This window comes from Peptoniphilus timonensis JC401 (assembly GCF_000312025.1).
GTDB classification, from domain to species: domain Bacteria; phylum Bacillota; class Clostridia; order Tissierellales; family Peptoniphilaceae; genus Peptoniphilus_A; species Peptoniphilus_A timonensis.
Genome location: NZ_HE978595.1, coordinates 118846 through 141272 on the forward strand (window position 1 = coordinate 118846; position 22427 = coordinate 141272).

The window sequence follows — 22427 nt, forward strand, 5'->3', positions numbered from 1 at the left end:
CCTCAATTTGAAACTACAAGTCAAAGTAGTCTTCAAAAAATTGCCTTTCTATATTTTTTGTCCTATTTAAGTAAATCTCTAAGTAATCATAAAATAAGGATCCATATCCTATTTTATTAGATTTATTTTTGTCTTCTGCATTTATATAATTTATGCGAGGAAGAGGGAGATTATCGCCCCTTCTCCTCTTATTTTTATTTTCTTCAAAATCTTTTGGATTTACTTCAATAATAATTTCGAAATTCTTATTGTTAGCTTCATCCTTGTCCTTAAAAATATAGTCTATGTCAAGTTTTTCTTTTTTCTTGGAAGAAAAACTATCAAGGGGGATGAGATATCTAACAGGATTTAGGGCAAGAGATTTTTCTTCATTTTCTTCTGTAAAAGAAATGACACCAGAGTTAATATCTCTAGAAAAATTATCATTTTTTTGCCTTTTTTCATCCTTGTTTTCAAAATTTTTATTTTTCAATTTTAAAATCCTCTCAATACGTCAGGTCTAAAAGACTTTTTCTTTAAAGTTTTTTCTATGGCCTTTATTAGATCCTCTCTATCTTCATTTAAATTGCCAGCGAGAAGTACATAATTGGAAGCGTGATTTGACCTAAAGACAGTTCCTTCTGAGTCCACATTTTCCAAAAATATTTTCATCTCTTCTAGGATCTCTCCTGCATCTGGCATCTTAAATTTACCCGTCACGTAATCTTCATAAAGTGGAGTGTTTTTGTAAATTCTCATTGTGAGGTACCCCAAAAAGTCAGGTTTTGTTTCGGAAACTAATTTTGCAGTTCCCACTGCATTTTTTTCCATTCCCTCTACTCCACCGAGACCTGCAATTATTGTGACAGAAGTTTTAAATCCTACTTCCTTTGCCTTTTTCATGGCAGTGACATATTCGTCATAAGTTATGCCCTTTTGAATTTCCTTTAAAAGATCTTCATCTCCTGTTTCAAAGCCTATATATAACATTTCAAGTCCTTCTTCTCTTAAAGTTTTTAATTCTTCTAGGGACTTTCTATTTATATCTTGAGCTGTTGCATAGGAAGAAACCCTCTTTACATTGGGATAATATTTTTTTATTGTCCTTAGGATTTCGACTAAATCCTCTGTCTTTAAAACAAGGGCATCTCCATCTGCCAAGAAGATTCTCTCAAAATAATCTCCATAGGAGGACATTTCAATTAAATCTTTTTTTATATCTTCAAGGGGTCTTATCCTAAAATCATCTTCCTTGTACATGTAGCAAAAAGTACAGTTGTTGTGTGAACAACCCACTGTAGCCTGAACTATTAGTGACCTTGCCTCACTTGGCGGTCTAAAAACATTTCCGTAATACTGCATATAACTTCCCTTTCTTTTTTCATCCTATTAGTTTTTACCGTGCTTCTTTAAAAGTTCATCCTTTAATTTCCAAAGTTTTTCTGACAAGTCGACGATGTATTCATTTGGATTGTCAAGTCTTTTTGTTTCATCCCAAAGAGTGTCAAGTTCTCTTTCTGCCTTTTCTCTTATTTCATCAAGGCTTGGAAGTTCGTAGACAAGTTCTCCCTTGTCATAAATTTGTACAAGAACTTTTTTCACTGTGTAGTCGCTTAAAGTTTTCCTCTTCCAAGTGTAAATTGGGTGGAAGACTTCATAATTGTCTTCAGGAATTTCTTCATCTCTTAGAGCTATTACATCGCCCATGGCTTTACCAGTTTTGTTTTCATAAAATCTATAAAGTTCTTTAAAACCTGGTGTAGTTATTTTTGCCACATTTTCAGAAATTTTAATCTTTGGAATTATTTTTCCATCATCATTTACTGTGGCAACAAGTTTATAAACTCCACCAAAAACTGGAGATGACTTTGATGTTATAAGTCTTTCGCCAACTCCAAAGGAATCAAGTTTTGCTCCTTGGTGAAGGATTGTCCTTATTGTGTATTCGTCAAGAGAATTTGATGCCATAATTTGTGCATCAGGATAACCTGCATCATCTAACATTTTTCTAGCCTTGTTGGAAATATAAGTTATATCCCCAGAGTCAATTCTTATTCCCTTAGGTCTAAATCCACGTGGCACAACTTCTTCGTCAAAGACTTTTATTGCATTTGGGATCCCCTCTTTTAAAGTGTCATAAGTGTCCACAAGAAGAAGGCAGTTGTCTGGATAAACTCTGGCAAAGGCTCTAAAGGCTTCTAATTCTGTGTCAAACATTTGAACCCAAGAGTGTGCCATTGTGCCAAGAGCCGGTACTCCAAACATTTTATCTGATAAAGTGTTGGCTGTACCTGCACAACCTCCAATATAAGCTGCCCTTGCTCCAAGATTTGCAGCAGAGTAACCTTGTGCTCTTCTTGATCCAAATTCTACTACTGGTCTTCCCTTAGCTTGTCTAACAATCCTTGATGCCTTAGTTGCAATCATAGATTGGTGATTTAAAGTTAAGAGAACCATAGTTTCAAGCATTTGAGCCTGGATAGCTGGACCTCTCACTGTTAAAAGTGGTTCGCCTGGGAAAGCAAGTGTTCCTTCTGGCATTGCCCAAACATCACATACAAATTTAAAATCTTTTAGGTAAGCTAAAAATTCTTCGTCAAAAATATTCTTACTTCTTAAAAATTCTATGTCTTCATCAGAAAAATGAAGATTTCCCATGTACTCGATTAATTGTTCAAGTCCTGCAACTATTGTGTATTCTCCATTGTCAGGTACTTCTCTGAAGAACATGTCGAAGATGACAATTTTATCTCTCATTTCTTCTTTAAAAAATCCATTTGCCATTGTAAGTTCATAAAAGTCAACAAGCAAAGTGAGGTTTTTCTTTACATTATAATTTACCATTTTATACTTCCTTTTCTTTTTTTAGCTCACGCTTCTTATAGTTAAATTACATAAATTATATCACAAAGGAGATATTTTTTATAATTTAAGTCTTTCTTATCCTATATATTCCCAAAATTATTTTTATAAAATTCTACTTGTGTTATAATCTTTAAGCAAAACTTTATAGGAGTCTTGATTTTAATAAAAGATTTTAGATTTTTATAGGCTTTATTTATTTAAAAATTAGTAAATAACTGTGATATAATGAAAATAGATTGATGAAGGTGAAATATTTTTGGAAACAATAAAAAGTGTTGTGGACATAGAGAGGTCCCTCATAAAAACTTACAGAAGAGATATTTATAAAAAATTTGTCCAAGGGGTTAATAAATATGAAATGATTAGCCCAGGCGACAAGGTTGCTGTTGCAATTTCAGGTGGCAAGGATTCTCTTACTCTTGCAAAATTAATGCAAGAATTAAAAAGACACAACAAGGTGCCCTTTGACCTTGAATTTATAGCAATGGATCCTGGTTATCTTCCTGAAAACAGAAAAAGACTTGAATACAACTGTGAAAAACTGGGCATACCTGTTAAGGTTCACGATTCCGATGTCTTTTCTGTGGCTGAAAAAATGTCAGAAGGCGGATCAACTTGTTACATGTGTGCAAGGATGCGTCGAGGTAATTTATACAACAGAGCACAAGAACTTGGTTGTAACAAACTTGCTCTTGGCCATCACTTTGATGATGTAATAGAAACTGTTCTACTTAACATTATTTACGCTGGCGATTTTAAAACAATGATGCCAAAGTTAAAGTCAAAAAACTTTGAAGGACTTGAACTCATTAGACCAATGTATCTTGTAAAGGAAGAAGCAATAATAAGGTTTATGAAATCAACTGGTCTATCTGCTCTTGACTGTGCCTGCACCGTTACACAAAAGAAATCTGGCAACAAGAGATTTTTTATAAAGGAACTTATTGAAGAGCTAAAAAAAGAAAATAAAAACGTGGATATAAATCTCTTGCGTGCAACAGAAAATGTAAATATGGAACAGATTTTGGGATATAAAGAAAATGGAGAAAGACACGACTTTTTAGAATTTTACTAAAATAAAAATTATTCTAAAGTTCTGATTTTTATTGGGATTATGGGGTATTAAATTATTTATGGTGAATTTTTTGATTTAAAATTTTAACTTATTCAATTTTAGAAATAAATTTTTAAAAATATTTAATATAAATATAAGGAGGATATATGGAAAATTTATTGTCAGTGCCTATTAAAAATGATATTTATTTCATAGGTACAAATGATAGAAAAACAGAACTATTTGAAGGAATGTGGCCACTACCAAAGGGAGTTGCTTACAACTCTTATGTGCTTAAAGGTGAAAAAAATATACTTTTTGATTTAGTAAGAGTTAACACAATTGACGATTACATTCAAAAGATAAATGAAATTATTGGAGAAAATGAAAAAATTGATTACATAGTAATCAATCACATGGAACCAGACCACTCTTCTTCACTTAAATCAATTTTGGATATCTATCCAGATGCAAAACTTGTTACAAACAAAAAGGCTATAACAATGCTCAATAATTTCTACGAAGTTACTGATAACATCCTAGAAGTTAAGGACGGAGAAACTGTAGAACTTGGAGATAGAAAAATTACTTTCTACACAACTCCAATGGTTCACTGGCCAGAATCTATGGTTGCCTATGAAGAAGCGACTAAAACACTTTTCTCACAAGATATCTTTGGTGGTTTTGGAACACTTGATGGTGGAATCTTCGATGACCAAATCGAATACAATTCACAATATCTAGAAGAAACAACTAGATATTTCATCAACATAGTTGGAAAATATGCAAGCCAAGCATTAAAGGCTCTAAAAAAATTAGAAAATCTTGATGTTGAATTAATTTGTCCAGACCACGGACCTATTTGGAGAGAAAATCCTCAAAAAATTATCGACATCTACACATCACTTGCAAAACAAGAAACAATTGATGGCTGTGTAGTTATTTACGGTTCAATGTATGGAAACACTGAAACAATGGCAGAAGCTGTTGCCAGAGGACTTGCTGAAGGTGGACTTAAAGATGTAAAAGTAAGAGATATTACAAAGACATCTAATTCTTATCTTCTATCAGATATTTGGAGATACAAGGGAGTTATCTTGGGATCATGTTCTTATGACAACAACCTATTCCCTCCAATGAATTATCTTTTGACAGAAGTTTCTCACCAAAGAATGAAAAATAATTATTGGGGAATTTTCGGTACTTTCTCATGGTCTGGTGGAGCTTTAAGAACTCTAAAGAAATACATGGAAGATGGCAAGTACGATGTTCTTGACACTCAACTTGAAATTCAAGGTGCAGCAACAGACGAAGAATTAAAACAATTAATTGACTTTGGTAAAGAAATGGCTGCAAAAATCTTAGCAGATAAATAATCTTATAATTTAAAAATCTCCACTTTTTATGGTGGAGATTTTTTGTATAATAAATTTTATAAACTCTTTGAAATTTTAATATCAAAAAGGCATATTAATCTAAATTATAAAATTTTAAATTAAAAATATGCATAAAAAAAAGAATGTCTTTATATTTATACAAGAAAAAGACATTCTTTTTAAATTTCCAATTCCATCCAACTTAAACTTTTTGGTTCAATCACATCTATCACCTATAATCTTTTATTTACTAAAGTCATATACAAATTAAGCTTTTGTAAGAGCTCCCAACTCTAGGACTCTTTGCCATTTATATAAAAACTAAGAGTAAATCTCATTAATTCTTACAATTTACACTATTTACCATCAACTAATTACTTTTTCTCATTCGATTTATATAAAAGCCTCATTAAAATTTAATAAAAAGGCTAACAAATTTAATAAAAATCAAATACGCTTTTACTTTTACTTGGATGGAATTGTCATTTTTCTCACCAAATAAGTTAATCAATTTCTTTACTTTAATACGTTAATCTTATTTGGTATTAATATTATACCACACAAAACTATTTTGTAAACACTTTTTTAAAAAATTTTTAAAATTTTTTTATATTTTTTTATAGTATAATTTGTTTTAAGAGGAGGATATTATGAATACTTTAATTGGATATAAAAAATGCAGCACTTGCAAAAATATTGAAAAACTTTTAGAAGAAAAAAATATTTCCTATGAATATAGAGAAATAGACAAGGATCTCTTGAGTCCAGAAGAACTTAAAAAAATAAAAGAAATGGCAGATATAGACATCTACAAACTTTTTAATTCATCTGGAATAAGATACAGGGAGCTTAATCTAAAGGACAAGAAAAAAGATATGAATGACGATGAAATCTACGAACTTCTTTCAAGTGACGGAATGCTAGTAAAAAGACCAATTCTTTTAAAAGATGACAAGGCCTATGTAGGTCCCCAAGTCAAAAAATATTTAGAGAACTTATAAAAATTTGTAAGTAAATTTCTAAATAAAATTTATTTTATAAGTAAAATAAGTGCAAGAAAAAAATCTTGCACTTTTTTATTAGTTATTATTCTCCCTTAAAAAATTCATCTATATCGAGAGAGTCTTCTGCGTTTATTAATACAGTTATTTTATCTCCAAGCAGGATCAAGTCATCTGCCTTTGGTACAAATTCACTTCCATCTCTTTCAATGGAAAGAATTATAAGGTGTCTTGGGAATTTTATATCTCTTAGGCTTTTATTTATATTGACAAAATCATCTGAAACAGTATACTCAAAAACTGAATAATCGCCAAGTTCTTTTTCTTTTGCAGTAAGTAAATTTTTATCTTTTAACTGTCTTTCAAAAAGAGTGTCGTAAATTGGTGCAACTTTCAAAAGTTCTGCAACATAGTAGGACACCATAACCACAATGGATAGGGCAATTAAGTGTTCAAAAGTTTTTGTCATTTCTGAAACTAAAATTATGGATAGAATTGGACTTCTGACAACTGAAGCTAAAATTCCACTCATGCCCAAGATTATAAAGTTGATGTAATAGTCGTTTAGGGCAAAAGTTCCATCTAAGATAGAAAAAACTAAAGCTCCACAAGATCCTCCAATAACTAGGACAGGTAAGAATATTCCACCTTGGACACCTGATCCGTAACAAAATGTTGTGTAAAATAATTTTACCAAAAGTATGGCAAGTATATATTTTACTGCAAATCTTTCCTTTGCCATTTTTTCTAGAAGCCCGTGTCCTCCTCCAGTTCCTTCAAAAAACATAAATCCAACAAGTATTGTAACTCCCATTAAAAGTGCATATTTTAAAATTTTTGAATCTATTTTTTTAAATAAGTCCTGAAATTTTGTTATTAAGTGGTTATAAATTCCTCCAACTAAACCTGTCAAAATTCCAATAACAATGGGAAGCCAAATTAATTTCATTGGCAGTGATTTTGTCACAAAGAAGGAAAAGGAAGTTTCTGCTCCCATAATTACAAAGGAAACATAATTTGCCACTATTGATGCAATAAGTGCTGGCAAGAGAACAAATTTTGAATAGGACTTGTGAAGTTCTTCTATGGCAAAAATTGCTCCAGCCATAGGTGCGTTAAAGGCTGCGGCAAGTCCTGCTGCTGCTCCTGCTGTTATCATATACTTTATTTCATCAGCTGGTCTTTTTAGGGATTTGCCCAAAAACTTTGCTGCCGCTCCGCCCATTTGGATAGATGGACCTTCTCTTCCAAGCGAAAATCCCATGAGATTTCCCAGTCCTCCACCTACAATTTTGGAAACAAGTGTTGGGACTTCATTCATCTTAAATTTGCCAAGGATTTCTCCCCTAATTTGTGGAATACCACTTCCACCTGATAGGGGTGCCCATTTTAATAATTTGTAGATTATAAAAGAAATTAAGCTTGCCAAAACTATTAAAATAAATAAAGATTTTATATTAAATTCCTTATACAAAAATGCCCTATACATGTCCATTTTCATTATTACAAATCTATATAGAACAGAAAAAATCCCAGCAAAAAAGCCCACCATTATGGCATCTAAAAGCATGCTAAAGATTAATTTGTCCTTTCTATTTATATCATTTCTCAACTTTTTCACCCCATCTCAATCTCTTCCAAGCCTCTTCATCTAATTTCAAAATTTCTATATATTCTTTTTCTTTTTCAATTTTTTCTGGCACTGTATAAAAATTGACATTTAATTTTTTTATATTTTCACCATCAATATCAGCAATTAATTTAAACTTTTTAGATCTTATAAAATTATAAAATCTCGCATTTATAAGGGTCTTTCCATCGTGATAAATTAATTTTTTTGTCTTTGGATAATAGGACATCCTAAAAGAACTGTCATTTATTTTTCCCTTTAGGGTTTTTAAATCTCCATTTTCTTCAGGCTCAATATAAATTCTAGTTTCTGGAAATTTTAATTCCAAATAGTCCTTTATAGTAAGGGCATACTTAGAATCATCTGATTTTAATCTCAAAAGATTTCCCTCATCATCTGTTGAGATATAAAAAACTATTAAATCTCTCTTATCTAAATCATAGGAAATTTTTGAAAATTCATCTCTCAAAAAAGCTTGAAAAATAAGTGTAAGGAAAGTAATTTTCTTCTTTATAAAAATCCTCTATCTTATCCATTAGATCTTTTAAGTCTTTGGACTTTAATTTTACTTCATAACTTTTTTCAGAGATTTTTTTTACTTTAGTTCTCCTAATTATCTCTGTCCATTCTTTTTTCACATATTTTTTTAGTTCCGAATTCTTTTCAGAAGGAGAAACTGGTGGAAGAAATAATTTTTTGTTGTCCAAACTATAGCCAAGGTCTGATAAAACTTTGGAGTCACGAGAAAGGTTAAGCATAGTATTTCTGTCAATGTATAGGGGAAGACTTGCTATATCATCTCTAAGAAGGTAAACATCACTATTTATAATTTTTTCACCATAAGTTTCAATCTCATGATTTACTTCTTTTCTCTCGTAAAAATATCTAGATTTGTCGCTTGCTGATTGGTGATTTATTATATTTAACTTGTCGCCCCTATTGTTTTCACAAGAAAGTCTTAGCCCATAATCTCCAGAAGCTTTTACCTTGTTAAAGATATCACTAAAGCCGAAATCTTGGAAATAGTCATCTGCAAAGGCAAAAATCCTGTCGTCTATGGTGTAGAGGATTTCTGCAACAATTTTTTTGGGATATCTATTAAAGGAAGATACTGACAAAAAAAATGGCAGAAGCCAATATAATTATTAAAATTGTAGTTTTTTTCTTCATAAAATCACTGCTTTTTTTATATTACTTATAGTTTACAATAAATCTTCTCTTTATTGCAATGAAAAAGGCACCAAGAGGTGCCAAATTCTATGAATTCTTTTATAAAATTTATTTAAAAATCAAAATCTTTTCTCCACTTTCCAAATTTAAAATAAATAGCCATAATTAGGAAATTTGCAAAATAGGAAACTGGATAAATTATTGATATTACTCTTATTGAATTGTAAATTGGCATTGCAAAGTGAACTATTACAAGCCTAAATATACAAATTGTAAGAAGAGAAATAATCATAGGTCCCATAGCGTGTCCACTTCCTCTTATAAAACCTGATATTGTCTCTGAAAGTCCAAAGGACCATATTCCAAGACTCAAAATCTTCAAGAAGTCTGCCCCATAGGCAACAACATCAGGATCAGAATTAAATATTGCAATAAGTGGACTTGCCAAGAAGTATGCTATTAGTGACAATACAAAAGCAATTCCAAACACAATTAATAGTGAAACCTTCATACCTTCACGAAGTCTGTCAAATTTTTTGGCACCAAAGTTTTGTCCTGAAAAAGTTGTAGCTGCAAGGGCAATAGCTTGCAGGGACATAAATAAAAATCCATCTATTCTTCCTTCTGCCGCAACACCTGCTATGGCATCTGGTCCAAAGGAATTTATCTTCGCTTGGAAAATTACATTAGTAAAGGACAAGAGAGCTGTTTGAACTCCTGTTGGGATACCAACTTCAAAAATTCTCTTAGCTTCAAACTTGTGAAGTTTTATTTCACTTCTTCTAAGTTTATAAGATCCATCAGTTTTTAGTAGTGAATAAGTTACAAGAATTGCTGATGTAACTTGAGATGCAAGAGTTGCAATCCCTGCTCCTAGTACTGACATCTTTAAAAATCCTACTAACAATAAGTCAAGGACAATATTTACAATAGCAGAAACGCACAAAAAGTTAAAAGGTCTCTTGGAGTCGCCTGTTGCTCTTAGGATTGATGCTCCCATGTTGTATATAAGAATTGGAACTGTTCCTAGGAAAAATACCCTCATGTAAATTGTCGCATCTTGTAAAATTTCCTGTGGTGTGTCCATTATCCTTAGGAAAAATGGCGTAGTAAAATAACCAAAGGCCGTTATAATAAGACCCGAAACTAGTCCGAGAAAATAAGAACAACCCACAGATCTTTTTAAAGCTTCTCTGTCATTGGAACCATAGTAAAGAGAAATTATTACTGATGCACCAGTTGTAAGCCCAAGGAAAAGACCAATCAAAAGGTTTGAAACAGGTCCAGTTGCTCCAACGGCTGCCATGGGGTTTTTGCCAGCAAATCTTCCCACTATCATAAGGTCAGCTGTGTTGTAGAGCTGTTGCAAAAAGTTTGTGAGAAGAAGGGGAATGGCAAATTTAATTATCCCTTCGACAATTGAGCCTTCTGTCAAATTTATATTTCTGCTTATTTTTTTACTCATTGGCATACCTCACAATCCCTATATATATCTTTTTAAGTTCTCCCACCTTGCTATTTAAAAGTTCTCCCTTTTTTATGTCTGAAATAGCATAAGTAAGATTAGACGCTACACAATTACCGTACTCATCTCCAGTATCTGCATCCATTCCAGAAGGGATATCCACAGCAATGACATAATTTCCATGTTCATTTATACAGTTGATTAAGTTTTTATAAAAAGAATTTAAATCTCTATTTAAACCAATCCCAAAAAATGGCGTCAATAGTAACTTCATTGACTTCTAGTGATTCAATTAAGTCATCAAATTTTTCGTCTTCTATATAATTTATTTCAGTAAGTTTTTCCAAAATTTCTAAATTTTTTGAAAATTCTCTAGTGGGATGTTCGCCAACTACAAAGACCTCAACTAGTTTTCCACTTAGTATTAGGTGCCTTGCAATGACAAGACCGTCGCCACCGTTATTTCCCTTACCGCAAATTATTGTAAAGGAATCGTACTGATTAATTTCACGATATATTCCCATTCCTGCATTTTCCATTAAAATAAGAGAATCAATTTTATATTCATCTATTGTTCTCTTCTCTAATTCAATCATTTTATTTTTTGAAATTGTCACAGTCATCCCTCCTTCTTCTTATTATATGCTATTTGCGAAAAATTAAAACCACCTAGACCCATTTATCTTCTACAAATTCAATTTTTAACAAATTTTTATCTCGTAAAATAAATTAGATGTAAATCTTAAAATTATTTACAAATATTTAGATTTATTTTTAAAGATATTAAGGCTTATTTTCTTTAGTTTTTATATTAAGACTTTCATAAAGTATTTATTTTACAACTTTCTATAAATTTTTACAAAAGCTTTTTAGGATTTTTAAAATATTTCTCCTTTTATTTTGTTAAAGATGAGATAAAATAAAAATATTACTATTGATATTTGATATCAATTAACTTATAATTGTTTTGACTTTAAATTTAAAAACTAAACAAATCCATAAAAAATTAAATAAAGTAAAAAAGTTAAGAAAATAAATTAAAAACAGGAGGAATTTATGACAAATTATCTTAGGATTGCACAAATGGCAAGACCTCAGTGCATAAACTGTGCCACAGAAATTTTTGAAAATATTGAAGACATAAAAAAAGAATCTTCCATTGAAGATATGAAAAGGCAAATAGAAAATCTAAACACCTTTCTTTACACCTACTTCTTGATTACATATAACAAAGACCTATCATACATACATGACAATTTCACAGAAAGACTTGAAAATATCTATGAAGAAGAAGCTATAAAAAATCTTGCAAAAGACCTAATAGAACCTTATTCCAACTCCCTTCTCGATGCCCTTTCTTTTTCCAAGAACGATCTTATAGATAAGGCTCTTAAAATTATTAACAAAGAATACATGAAGGGACTGACTTTGGAAGATTTGGCAAAAAAACTTCACCTTTCCAAAAATTATTTATGCTCCCTTTTTAAAGAAGAAACTGGCTTTACCTTTTGTCAATATCTAAACACTTTAAAGACAAATAAGGCAAAAAAACTTTTGACAGAGGACAAAAAGACCCTAGAATATATTTCTTATGAGTGTGGATTTTCATCTCAAGCTCATTTTACAATGACCTTTAAAAAGTACACTGGAAAAACTCCCAAGGAGTACAAATTAAGCCTAATAGCTAGCTAATCTAAATATTGAAATCCTCCAAATTTTACTATATTATATAGTGATTGGAGGATTTTATGCTTTTTAACTCATTTGAATACTTAATTTTCCTTCCCATAGTTGTAATTATTTACAATTTATTTAGGGGAAAATCTAAAAATATATTTTTGCTCTTGGCAAGTCTTACATTTTACAGTTTTTGGAATGTAAAATACACTTTCCTAATGCTAATCTCCATTTTCATAACTTATTTAACTGGCATTTTTATAGAAAATAACAGAGATTCTAAAAATAAAATGAAAGTCGCTGTATTTTTGTGCTTCTTTATAAATCTGGGAATTTTATTTATATTTAAGTACTTTAACTTTTTTGTGGACTTGGCAGCAAAAATTTCATCAAAAGAATTTAATATTGCCCTAGATCTTTTGCTACCAGTTGGAATTTCCTTTTATACCTTCCAAGCTTTGGGCTACACAATTGATGTCTACAGAAAAGATCTCAAGGCAGAGAAAAATTTTATTGACTATGCCCTCTTCGTATCTTTCTTCCCTCAACTTGTGGCAGGACCTATTGAAAGAAGTAGAAATCTTCTTCCTCAAATTAAAAATCCTAAAAAATTTTCCTATGAAAATCTAGTGAGAGGTCTTGTGCTTTTTGTCTACGGCATGTTTTTAAAATTGCTAATAGCTGACAGGGCAGCAATCTTTGTCAACGATGCCTTTTCTTCTTACAAAATGCACTCTAGAGAATTCCTAATAATCGGAGGACTTTTATTTACCATCCAAATTTATTGCGACTTTTATTCCTATTCTATAATGGCAAAGGGTTCTGCAAAAATTCTCGGCATTGACTTAATGGATAATTTTAAAGAACCACTTTTATCAAAGTCCATAACAGAATTTTGGAGAAGATGGCACATTTCCCTTTCCACTTGGTTTAAGGACTATCTCTATATTCCTCTAGGTGGCAACAGACGTGGATCTTTTAGAAAATGCTTAAACCTACTTATTGTATTTCTTGTAAGTGGACTTTGGCACGGTGCAGAACTTTCCTTTGTATTTTGGGGACTTATCCACGGAGTTTTTAATGTTATAGAAAATATTTTTGGCATAAATAAAAATTTTAAGAATAAAAATATTTTTATAGACAGCATGAGGCGAATCCTTACTTTTATAATAGTTGTCTTTGCCTTTATTTATTTTAGGGCAGAAAATATTCACCATGGAAATGAATTTATCCTAAGTATAATAAACAATCCATCTTCCAAAAACTTAGTCAATGAAATTGCTAATTCAAAATTTGGGCTAGCTAATATATATCCACTTATTTGTGGACTTGTAGTTTTATTTATCTTTGACATACTAAAATACAATAAGGTAAATTTGTCCCAAAAAGTTATAAATTTAGTCCTTCCTATAAGATGGATAGTTTATTTGGCATTTATCTTTGCAATAATAATATTTGGCATTTATGGACCAGAATTTTCTGAATCTGCCTTTATTTACTTTCAGTTCTAGGAGCTAATATGAAAAAATTTTTTAAAATTTTAAAATCTATAATTTTTTTAGGCATAATTATTTTTGCCTGCCTACAACTGAATAATCTCTTTATCAGAAAATCTTTGGCAAAACCTTGGGACATGGGAAATAAAATTGGTGGTTTTTTTAACGAAAGTGAAGATTATAATGCCATGTTTTTTGGAACAAGCCACGCCTACTGTTCCTTTGAACCCCTTGTAATATATAGAAATACAGGAGTTAAGTCCTATGTCTTGGCATCACAAAGTCAACCCCTAAAAATCACTGCATCTTATGTAAAAGAAGCATTAAAAAGAAAAAATCCAACTGTTATTTTTGTGGACATCCAAAGTTCAATCTACAATATTCCTGAGGATTACAGTGTAATAAATTCTTATTCGGATTATTTGCCCCTTTCAAAAAATAAAATTGAGATGGTTGCAAAAAAAGTTCCCTGGGGAAATAAGCTTCCTGCAATTTTTCCTCTAATAGCCTACCACTCAAGATGGAATGAGCTTAAAGACGAAGATTATAACTTTGATAAGAAAAGCTATGAGGACTATTTAAAGGGCTATGTACTATTAAAGGGACAGAGTAAAGACTTTGCCAATTCTGGAGAAGAAGTAAAAACAAAATATACAGCATTTGCAGAAAATTTTGATGAAGAAAATTATTTAGAATCCAACTTAAAAGCCTTTGATGAAATAATTGATCTTGCGAAAAGAAATGGCATTAAACTTTATTTTCTAAAAACTCCAATTTACGATTATCCAATCTATGAAGAAAATATAAAAGTTATAGAAAAACACCTTGGCGAAAAGGACGCAGACTTCATCGACTTTAACAAGTATTATGATGAAATGAATTTATCCAAGGATGACTTTTATGATCCTCACCACTTAAATGTGAATGGAGCAGAAAAATTTAATTTATTTTTTATTGATTATATGAAAAAAGAAGGGGTCTTCCAAGAAAATCTGGCTGACGATCCAGTTTGGTTTAACGATTTAAAGACCTACGATATAAATAAATCTTGATAGACAAAGGGGTAATCCCTTTGTTTATTTTTTTAGTATCCTTTTTGTAATGTGACAATATTCCTACAAATATTTTTCTTAAAATTTTACTGAAAACAAAAATATAAGCTTTCTTCTATAATTCTTGATTTTTGCTAAAAATGATACTAGAATAGGTTTAAGGAGGTTTTTATGACAATTAGAGATTTAGAAATATTTATCGAAGTTGTTAAGACAAAAAATATGTCAAATGCTGCAAGTAACCTTAATATTTCGCAGCCCACTGTATCTCACGCAATTTCTCAAATTGAAAGTGAGTACAATGTTAAACTCTTCGATAGAATTTCAAAAAAATTATACATAACAGATGTTGGCTTAAGACTATATGACTTTGCCTTAAATATTTTGGAACAATTTCAAGATACTGTTATTTTCTTACAAGGTTCATCTACTGCTCACAATATCAATCTTGGCGTCAGCTCAAATTTTAGCTCTCAGTTTCTTTTAGAAATCATTGATGAATATGAAAGTAAAAAAGAAGACATAAAAATTAGAGTTTATGTTGACTCTCGCGAAGAAATACTTAAAAAATTAAATGCCGGAATAATTAACTTGGCAATCATCGACGGAGACACAGGTTTTGAAAAAAATATTGCAGAACCTTTCTACGAAGATGAAATTTATATTATTTCATCTGGTGATTCTGAGTTCAGTAAAAAGAAGGAATTAGACGCCGAAGATCTTAGGAACAAAAAATTTGTCCTAGGAGATCTTGACGAATCAACAAAGAAAATCCTTCTAACTTATTTGAGAGAAACGAATATACCTATTGACATTAAGTATATTTGTCAAAACAAGGACATGGTCCTAAATATTGTAAAATCTTCTGATGCAATTTCTCTTGGTGCAGAATCTTCTTTTGAAGATGCTGAAATAACTAAGCACAGAATCAAAGACCTAGAAATAAAGAGGACTTACTACATGGTTTATCACAAGGAAGCCTTCCTAAAGAAAAACCTAAAGAATTTTGTGCAATTCATCAAGAGCAAATTTAAAGAAAAAGAATAAGATGGAATTACAATTCTTAGAATTTTTGGAATCAATTCATTCCCCCATCCTAGACAAATTTATGATTTTTATCACAAGTCTTGGTAACGGCGGAATAGTTTGGATTATTCTTGCCCTCATTATATTTTTTCAGAAAGACAAAAGAGATAAAAGAGAAGGTCTCACTCTTATTTTTGGTCTAATTATTTTTTCTATTATTGGACTTTTAATTATGAAACCTCTGATAGGAAGACCTAGACCTTATACAGTCTATGACTTTGATCTTCTGATAAATAAACCCATGGGATCATCTTTCCCATCAGGGCACACTGGATCATCCTTTGCCACTGCTTGGGGAATTTTTCACTTCAACAAAAAAGAAGGAATTTTCGCCCTAATCTTGGCATGTCTAATAGGATTTTCTAGAATGTATCTTTCAGTTCACTATCCCACAGATGTTCTTGCAGGAATTGTTGTGGGCATTCTTTCCAGTATTGGAGCAAGAACTTTAGTAAAAAAATTTGTATAAAAAAACTACCTCATAATTTTTTATGGGGTAGTATATTTTTCTGCAATTTTTATATTTAATTCTTCTCCAAGGCTTCCATAGATTTCTTGATACTCTTCGTAGACATTTTTTAGTCTATTTAAATTGAAATCTATTGCCTCCTTATCGTCTAGCATATCCAACTGATTTAGTGGAAATCTATCAAATAATATTGAAATTTCTATTTCTAAATCATCTCTCATATACTGAAGCTTTTCATCACTTATATCTAATTCTTCTGGCTTTTTTTATTTAAAAAGCTTTCGAGGCCCTCTCTATCACAATTTTTAAAATACTCTCTTGCCTCATCAAAATCTTCCAAAGGAAAATCGTAAAGCCTTGGGCTGTAGTGAAAAATAACTTCTCTAAATAAATCTTCTATTATTTTTCTGTCATCATCACTTATAAGTGGGGCTTTATTTTCAATTTTTTCTTCTTCATTTAGTTCAGAAAAATCTTTTTTAAATTCTTCATCTGCCTTTTTTTGGGCAAGTTCTGGAGAAAGTTTGTCCAAAAGTCTCAAATTTCTCCTAAGCTTTCTTATGCTGAGGTTTAAATTATCTACATAAGATTCTAATTCTCCAAAAATTTCCCTGTACTTTTCATCGGTTTTTGGAATTAAATTTATCAAGGTATCTTCCTTAACAAAAATAAGTTCAGATACCAAAAATTTTAAATAGTTTCTTTCCATAAAATCACCCTATCTGGTCTTAAACTCTATTACAAATTCCTATCTAAGTCAATGTCAAAGACATTGTAAGAAAAAATTGGAAGGCTCAAAAATCCATTTAAGTCATTGTAGTCAATATAAGATTTTTCCTTATTCCAACCGTCATAAACGTGTAGAAACTTAACTTTCATGCCCCTAAATTTGTAAACTGAATATCCCGAAATAACTAAAGAGTGATTTTTATAATAACCTGAAGCTAAATTCATAAGTAGTGGCCTAAAGTTATCTATCTCATCTTTTACATGAGAATAAAAATTTCCTAAATAAACGCCTCTTGCCCTTATGGGAATATTATTTCTCTTAAAGTAAATATTTGCAATGTGGGAGATAAAAACTGGAAGAGTTCCATATTTTTTGAAGTAGCCATTTCTTTTTGCAATTTCAAAAACTTCTTCGTAGACCTTATTTTTGTCAATGTCCTTAAAATAATAAGTTATCACCCTAGTTAAGCTTGTAATGGTGCAGTTATTTAATCCAGCCTCAAAATCTCTTTGCAAAAAATCTGGCAAATCAATCTCACTAGCTTCGATGAACTTTGCTCCGGGATAATTTTTTTCTATATAAGTATTTAAGTTTGCAATTCTATTTTTTTCCATCTTTTCCTCCCAAGATACTTATACCCCTTGAAGAAAGTTTTATTAATATAGCTTATTTTTTTAGCCTATTCATCTCTGGGAGATTCTTCCAATATTTTTTTGGCATATTTTGCATCCTCAATTTTTCATTTTTTCTCTCATCTATGGCGACTGCATCGTAAAAGGAGATCCAAAGATCCACATAAGCATCTTCTGATTTTAAATTTTCATTCATTTCAAATTTAAAAAATTCTCCCCTTTCGCCGTTATAGATAACTGCCTTATCACGTCTTAAATCTGCAATTACAAATTTTTCATTTACAAGCCTGCTCTTAAAGTGTCTGTAAATAAAAAATAAAATGTCATTTTGTGGTTCAAACTTTGCAAATAAAATTCCTTCTTTTTCATCAAAGCGAAGTAGCCCCTTGAAAGAATGAATTTCTCCAGAAACTCTCTTTAATAAATCTCTAAATTGAATTACATCTCCATCTGCACTTTCCAAATAATTAAATCCATGGATGTATAATTTTTTAGAGTCTTTGCAATGGCTATTTCCTTTTTATCACTAGAAGAGGCAAAAACTTTTAGAATGCTGTCATAAAAGGAATAGGAAAAGTTTTTTATGATAGAATTTTTTACTCGTCTCGCCTTATCTAATTCAGTAGTGCATTTTATCCTGTCCTTTATAAAATCTATTTGCTGAGACCTTTTTGTTATTGTGTCTACTTCTTCTAGGACCTTATAAGCATTAAAAATTACAGTAAATAATCCCTCAATGCTTCCATCATATATATAAATCATAATTTATTCAGTCAAAAAAACTGAGTTGTTCGCCTCCTTCTCTTTCTAGGATTAAGGACCTCAAGGCTTCTTTAGAGTCAAAATTTTTCCCATAATATTTTCCCGAAACTGTTATAAAATTTATGGCTCTCTTTGTGGAAATCTTAAGTTTTTTTAAATCTTCAAAGGTCAAATTAAAAGATCTCCTCGCCCTTACAATTTTTCTCGCAGACCTTGGACCAAAACCAGGGACTTTTAAGAGTTCCTCAAGACTCGCCTTATTTATTTCAAGGGGATCCTTATAATTTTCTATTGCCCAGTCCATTTTCGGATCTATATTTAAATCAAAGTCCTTTTTACTTTCGCTTAAAAGTTCTCCAGCCTTAAATCCATAAAATCTAAGTAAAAAGTCTGCCTGATAAATCCTGTGTTCCCTTAGAAGTGGTGTCTTTACACTTGGCAATTTGGAATCTTTTCTAACAGGAACATAGGCAGAATAATACACTCTTTTTAACTTGTAATCATCATAAAGACTTTGAGACCTTTTTAGCACGTCTCTATCGTGAATGTCACCTGCTCCAACAATCATCTGACTTGTTTGACCTGCTGGCAAAAATAAATCTTTTTTCGAAAACTTTTTATATTTTTTCTTTTCTAGTTTATTAATTTCTAAGGTTTTTGAAACTAAATCCATGGGTCTTGTTATTTCTTCGATACTTTTTTCAGGTGCCAAAAGAGCAAGACTTTTTTCAGTTGGAAGTTCTATATTTATGCTCATCCTGTCCACATATTTGCCAAGTTCTCTCAAAAGATCTTGACTTGCACCTGGAATTGCCTTCATGTGAATGTATCCATTAAAATTTTCTTCCTGACGTAGTTTCTTTGCAACTTCAATTAATTTTTCCATGGTGTAATCGCAGGATTTAAAAATACCAGAGGACAAAAATAAACCTTCTATGTAATTTCTCTTATAAAAATTTATGGTCAAATCCACTACTTCATCAACTGTAAATGCCGCTCTTTTTGAATCAACACTTCTTGCATTGATGCAGTAGTTGCAGTCATAGATGCAGTGATTTGTAAAAAGTATTTTTAATAAGGATATACACCTTCCATCTTCTGACCAAGAATGGCAAATTCCACTAGGACTTGCATTTCCAAGACCCTTATTATTTTTTCTATTTGATCCAGAAGAAGAACAGCTTACATCATACTTTGCAGCATCTGATAAAATTCTAATTTTTTCCCTTAATTCCATATTACCACCAAATTTATTTTATCATTGAAACTTACGTTTGTAAACAAATATTCTTTTCCTTTTTATATCTTGGTCCTCTCTTTTAGTTTTTCTTTTAAGAATTTTTTCCACAAAAAAATCTGCCCGAGAGCAGATAATTTTTTATTATTTTATTTTTAATATTAATTATTTTTACAAGTTATTTTAATTTGCAAGCTTGCTGGCATTAGAAATGTAAGATGAAATTCTTTCCATGGCTGCCAAAGTTTTTTCGTAGAGAAGACCAGATTCTGGATTACAAATTTTTTCTCTCATTCTAAGCATGTGATTGTTTCTAAAGTTAGATGCTTCTTTTTGGACAAGTTCATTGGATTCACGCATAAAGGTAATTCTCTCGTCCTTATCTAATTTGTCAATAGCAGAGTGGAACATCTTCTCAATGATTGAATTAATTTCTCTTAATTCTTCAAAAGTCATGTCTGTAAATTCAAGTTTTTCATCATACTTTAGTTTTGCAACTTCGGCAATATTTTTGGAGTGATCCCCAATTCTTTCCATATCTCTTGAAATTCTAAGATAATTTGCAAAGTTTGCAGAAGTTTTTTCATTCATAGAAAGACCTAAGGAGTCAATTATAAAGGCTGAAATTTGTTTGTTTAAGTAATTTATTACTCCTTCTCTTCTAAAGATTTCATCGTATTTTTCTTCATCAAATTCACTTAATAAGCTAACTGAAGATTCGTAGTTCATAGTAACAATATCTAATAGTCTTCTGATTTCTGCCTTTACATCTGTAAAAGTTGCCGGTGCATCCTTTACAACGTTTAAGTTTATATATTGTAAAGACATTTCTTCTTGTTCCTTGTCAATACCAGGGATAATCTTGAAGGATAAGTCCGCAAGTTTTTTAGAGAAAGGAATTAATAAAATTGTAGTTGCAATGTTAAAAGTAGTGTGCAAGTTGGCAATTTCTGCTGCTGGCAAATCTCTTGAAAAACCCTTTATTATTTCGTCTATAGGTACAAATAGTGAAATAGTTACGAAAATAATTGTTCCTATGATATTGAATAGAACGTGAACTAAAGCAGTTCTTCTGGCATTTTTGGAAGATCCAACAGATGATAAAACTGAAGTGACACAAGTACCAATGTTAAATCCTAGAATAATATACATTGCTGAATGTAGTGTTATTACTCCTTGATTTGAAATGGCTTGCAAGATACCAAGAGAAGCCGAAGATGATTGCAACAAAGCTGTTATGGCAGTACCTGCTATTACTCCTAAAAATGGATTGTCAAACTTAGTCATCAAAGTTACAAATCCAGGATAGTCTCTTAGTGGTGCCATAGAGTCACTCATAAATTGCATACCCATAAATAAGAAACCAAGTCCTATTATGGATTGACCTACATATCTTTTCCTCTTGTTTTTGGAGAAGGTATTTAGCAAGAATCCTACAAAGGCAATTATAGGTGCTAAAGTAGAAATGTTTAGGGCAACTAATTGACCAGTGATTGTTGTACCAATATTGGCGCCCATAATAATTCCAACAGACTGATAAATAGTCATGAGTCCTGCATTTACAAAACCAACAACCATTACTGTAGTCGCTGAAGATGATTGGATAATTGCAGTTACACCAGCACCTACAAGTATTGCCTTAAAAAAGTTCGATGTCATTTTTTCTATGATAACTCGAAGCTTATCACCTGCGACTAATTCGAGGCCTGTACTCATCATTTCCATTCCATAGAGGAAAAGAGCAAGTCCTCCCAATAGTTCAATAAAATAATTAATTGACATATGTCCTCCCAAATTGTTTTTCAATTTCATCTTACAATATATTTATCTTTTTTTAAAGTAAAAGTAAAAATTTTGTAAAGAAATAGTAAAAATTTTCAAAAAAAATAGACGGCTATAACTCGCTATAAGTTGAACATAAAAAACTTATAAATTCTTATTAACCGTCTAAACTTTATTTTATTTTAATTTGGAAACACTTAAATAAAATGGAATTGCAAGCACTTGAGCTAATATAGAAATCCCTATCATAAGTGGAATGGAAACTGAATACAAAACTCCAAGTAACCAAGAACCCAAAAACCAAAAAATTCCAAAGGAACATTCAAAAATTCCATAACCACTTGCCCTATTTTTCTTGGGAACCATAGAAGTTACTGCAGCTTTTAAAATAGATTCTTGTGCACCCATTCCAATTCCCCAAAGGACTAGACCAAACAAAATTGCCCCTTCACTTTTGATCCCAAAGATAAAAATCGAGAAGGGAGCAGATATTAAGGTTGAGATTACAAGAGCTTTTACGCCTTTTTTGTCGTAAATATGACCAAAAATAAGAGCAGCTATTGCATCGACAAGCATTGCCCCTGCATATAAAAGTGGCAAAGTTTCTTTGCTTATGAGAGAAAGACCTGCAAGAGATTTTGAAATGTGCATAATTATAAGAGCGTAATCCATAAATCCAAAGGCAAAAAGAGAAATCCCAACTATATAATAGACAAAGGATTTTTTCATGACAAAGCTCTCGTTTTCCTTGGATTCAGGCTCAAAATGTTCTGGATTTGGAAATTTATTTTTAGTAAAAAATAAAAGTATAATAGTTATAAATCCAGGAATTGCCAAAAAAGCAAAACAAGTTCTGTAAATTTCAAAAGTAGATCCTTCAGTTTTAAATAACATCACAAGATAAAGAAAAAATGGACCTAGAAAGGCGCCAATTTGATCTAACATCTCTTGAATGCCAAAGGAT

25 protein-coding genes are annotated in these 22427 nt (G+C 31.2%); 8 read left to right on the forward strand and 17 right to left on the reverse strand.

What is annotated here, in order from left to right; genetic code table 11:
• Nucleotides 1-13: 13 nt before the first annotated feature.
• Genes HGPT_RS05840 through HGPT_RS05850 form a run of 3 tightly spaced genes read right to left on the reverse strand, consistent with a single transcriptional unit; the run spans nt 14 to nt 2823 of the window.
• On the reverse strand, nt 14-472 hold the full coding sequence (locus HGPT_RS05840; protein WP_019138901.1) for a hypothetical protein: 459 nt from the start codon (nt 470-472) through the stop codon (nt 14-16).
• 2 nt (nt 473-474) lie between these two features.
• Nucleotides 475-1341: a radical SAM protein gene (locus tag HGPT_RS05845; protein WP_019138902.1), complete on the reverse strand. Its 867-nt coding sequence runs from the start codon at nt 1339-1341 to the stop codon at nt 475-477.
• 27 nt (nt 1342-1368) lie between these two features.
• Nucleotides 1369-2823 (reverse strand): nicotinate phosphoribosyltransferase, encoded by a 1455-nt coding sequence (locus HGPT_RS05850; RefSeq protein ID WP_019138903.1) that lies wholly within the window; start codon nt 2821-2823, stop codon nt 1369-1371.
• A 277-nt stretch (nt 2824-3100) separates the two neighbouring features.
• Between HGPT_RS05850 and HGPT_RS05855 the strand changes: the two genes are divergently transcribed.
• The 3 genes from HGPT_RS05855 (at nt 3101) to HGPT_RS05865 (ending at nt 6275) form a co-directional block, all read left to right on the forward strand.
• Nucleotides 3101-3919: a tRNA lysidine(34) synthetase gene (locus HGPT_RS05855; protein WP_019138904.1), complete on the forward strand. Its 819-nt coding sequence runs from the start codon at nt 3101-3103 to the stop codon at nt 3917-3919.
• Between the two features lie 146 nt (nt 3920-4065).
• Nucleotides 4066-5274, forward strand: coding sequence for an FprA family A-type flavoprotein (locus HGPT_RS05860; protein WP_019138905.1), 1209 nt, complete (start codon nt 4066-4068; stop codon nt 5272-5274).
• 650 nt (nt 5275-5924) lie between these two features.
• A complete protein-coding gene (locus HGPT_RS05865; RefSeq protein ID WP_019138906.1) occupies nt 5925-6275 on the forward strand; it encodes a Spx/MgsR family RNA polymerase-binding regulatory protein in 351 nt (116 codons plus the stop codon).
• A gap of 85 nt (nt 6276-6360) precedes the next feature.
• Here HGPT_RS05865 and HGPT_RS05870 read toward each other — a convergent pair whose 3' ends face one another.
• From HGPT_RS05870 to HGPT_RS10040, 6 genes are all read right to left on the reverse strand, one after another.
• Entirely contained in the window at nt 6361-7887 is a 1527-nt protein-coding gene (locus tag HGPT_RS05870; RefSeq protein ID WP_019138907.1) for a ClC family H(+)/Cl(-) exchange transporter, read from the reverse strand.
• Complete coding sequence (locus HGPT_RS10025; RefSeq protein WP_019138908.1) at nt 7877-8374, reverse strand: hypothetical protein; 498 nt, start codon at nt 8372-8374, stop codon at nt 7877-7879. The genes HGPT_RS05870 and HGPT_RS10025 overlap by 11 nt, the downstream gene beginning before the upstream one ends.
• Nucleotides 8364-9023, reverse strand: coding sequence for a hypothetical protein (locus HGPT_RS10030; protein WP_019138909.1), 660 nt, complete (start codon nt 9021-9023; stop codon nt 8364-8366). The genes HGPT_RS10025 and HGPT_RS10030 overlap by 11 nt, the downstream gene beginning before the upstream one ends.
• 164 nt (nt 9024-9187) lie before the next feature.
• The gene (locus tag HGPT_RS05880) at nt 9188-10540 is read right to left on the reverse strand and encodes an MATE family efflux transporter (RefSeq protein ID WP_019138910.1); all 1353 of its coding nucleotides are present in this window, start codon (nt 10538-10540) and stop codon (nt 9188-9190) included.
• On the reverse strand, nt 10533-10802 hold the full coding sequence (locus HGPT_RS10035) for an NAD(P)H-hydrate epimerase (RefSeq protein WP_245544158.1): 270 nt from the start codon (nt 10800-10802) through the stop codon (nt 10533-10535). The genes HGPT_RS05880 and HGPT_RS10035 overlap by 8 nt, the downstream gene beginning before the upstream one ends.
• The gene (locus HGPT_RS10040) at nt 10771-11157 is read right to left on the reverse strand and encodes an NAD(P)H-hydrate epimerase (protein WP_245544159.1); all 387 of its coding nucleotides are present in this window, start codon (nt 11155-11157) and stop codon (nt 10771-10773) included. Before HGPT_RS10040 ends, HGPT_RS10035 begins: the two co-directional genes overlap by 32 nt.
• Before the next feature lie 439 nt (nt 11158-11596).
• Here HGPT_RS10040 and HGPT_RS05890 point away from each other — a divergent pair, with 439 nt between their 5' ends.
• The 5 genes from HGPT_RS05890 to HGPT_RS05910 all read left to right on the forward strand — a co-directional run bounded on the left by HGPT_RS05890 (nt 11597) and on the right by HGPT_RS05910 (nt 16320).
• On the forward strand, nt 11597-12232 hold the full coding sequence (locus HGPT_RS05890; RefSeq protein ID WP_019138911.1) for a helix-turn-helix domain-containing protein: 636 nt from the start codon (nt 11597-11599) through the stop codon (nt 12230-12232).
• A gap of 56 nt (nt 12233-12288) precedes the next feature.
• A complete protein-coding gene (locus tag HGPT_RS05895) occupies nt 12289-13728 on the forward strand; it encodes an MBOAT family O-acyltransferase (protein WP_019138912.1) in 1440 nt (479 codons plus the stop codon).
• Between the two features lie 8 nt (nt 13729-13736).
• Nucleotides 13737-14765, forward strand: a complete 1029-nt coding sequence (locus HGPT_RS05900; RefSeq protein ID WP_019138913.1) for a hypothetical protein — start codon at nt 13737-13739, stop codon at nt 14763-14765.
• 171 nt (nt 14766-14936) lie between these two features.
• Nucleotides 14937-15812 carry a LysR family transcriptional regulator gene (locus HGPT_RS05905; RefSeq protein ID WP_019138914.1) on the forward strand — a complete coding sequence of 292 codons (876 nt, stop codon included), beginning with the start codon at nt 14937-14939 and terminating at the stop codon, nt 15810-15812.
• 1 nt (nt 15813) lies between these two features.
• Nucleotides 15814-16320, forward strand: a complete 507-nt coding sequence (locus HGPT_RS05910) for a phosphatase PAP2 family protein (protein WP_040542743.1) — start codon at nt 15814-15816, stop codon at nt 16318-16320.
• A gap of 20 nt (nt 16321-16340) precedes the next feature.
• Here HGPT_RS05910 and HGPT_RS10045 read toward each other — a convergent pair whose 3' ends face one another.
• The 8 genes from HGPT_RS10045 to HGPT_RS05940 all read right to left on the reverse strand — a co-directional run.
• Nucleotides 16341-16541 (reverse strand): hypothetical protein, encoded by a 201-nt coding sequence (locus tag HGPT_RS10045; protein ID WP_019138916.1) that lies wholly within the window; start codon nt 16539-16541, stop codon nt 16341-16343.
• Nucleotides 16542-16567: 26 nt separating this feature from the next.
• On the reverse strand, nt 16568-17029 hold the full coding sequence (locus HGPT_RS05915; RefSeq protein ID WP_019138917.1) for a hypothetical protein: 462 nt from the start codon (nt 17027-17029) through the stop codon (nt 16568-16570).
• Nucleotides 17030-17058: 29 nt separating this feature from the next.
• Nucleotides 17059-17664, reverse strand: a complete 606-nt coding sequence (locus HGPT_RS05920) for a C39 family peptidase (RefSeq protein ID WP_019138918.1) — start codon at nt 17662-17664, stop codon at nt 17059-17061.
• A 52-nt stretch (nt 17665-17716) separates the two neighbouring features.
• On the reverse strand, nt 17717-18145 hold the full coding sequence (locus tag HGPT_RS10050; protein ID WP_245544160.1) for a TIGR03915 family putative DNA repair protein: 429 nt from the start codon (nt 18143-18145) through the stop codon (nt 17717-17719).
• Complete coding sequence (locus HGPT_RS10055; protein WP_245544161.1) at nt 18121-18444, reverse strand: hypothetical protein; 324 nt, start codon at nt 18442-18444, stop codon at nt 18121-18123. Before HGPT_RS10055 ends, HGPT_RS10050 begins: the two co-directional genes overlap by 25 nt.
• Before the next feature lie 7 nt (nt 18445-18451).
• Complete coding sequence (locus tag HGPT_RS05930) at nt 18452-19681, reverse strand: putative DNA modification/repair radical SAM protein (protein ID WP_019138919.1); 1230 nt, start codon at nt 19679-19681, stop codon at nt 18452-18454.
• 183 nt (nt 19682-19864) lie between these two features.
• A complete protein-coding gene (locus HGPT_RS05935; protein WP_019138920.1) occupies nt 19865-21463 on the reverse strand; it encodes a Na/Pi cotransporter family protein in 1599 nt (532 codons plus the stop codon).
• Nucleotides 21464-21640: 177 nt separating this feature from the next.
• Nucleotides 21641-22427, reverse strand: a 787-nt coding sequence (locus HGPT_RS05940) for an MFS transporter (RefSeq protein ID WP_155799235.1), incomplete at its 5' end; no start/stop codon positions are given.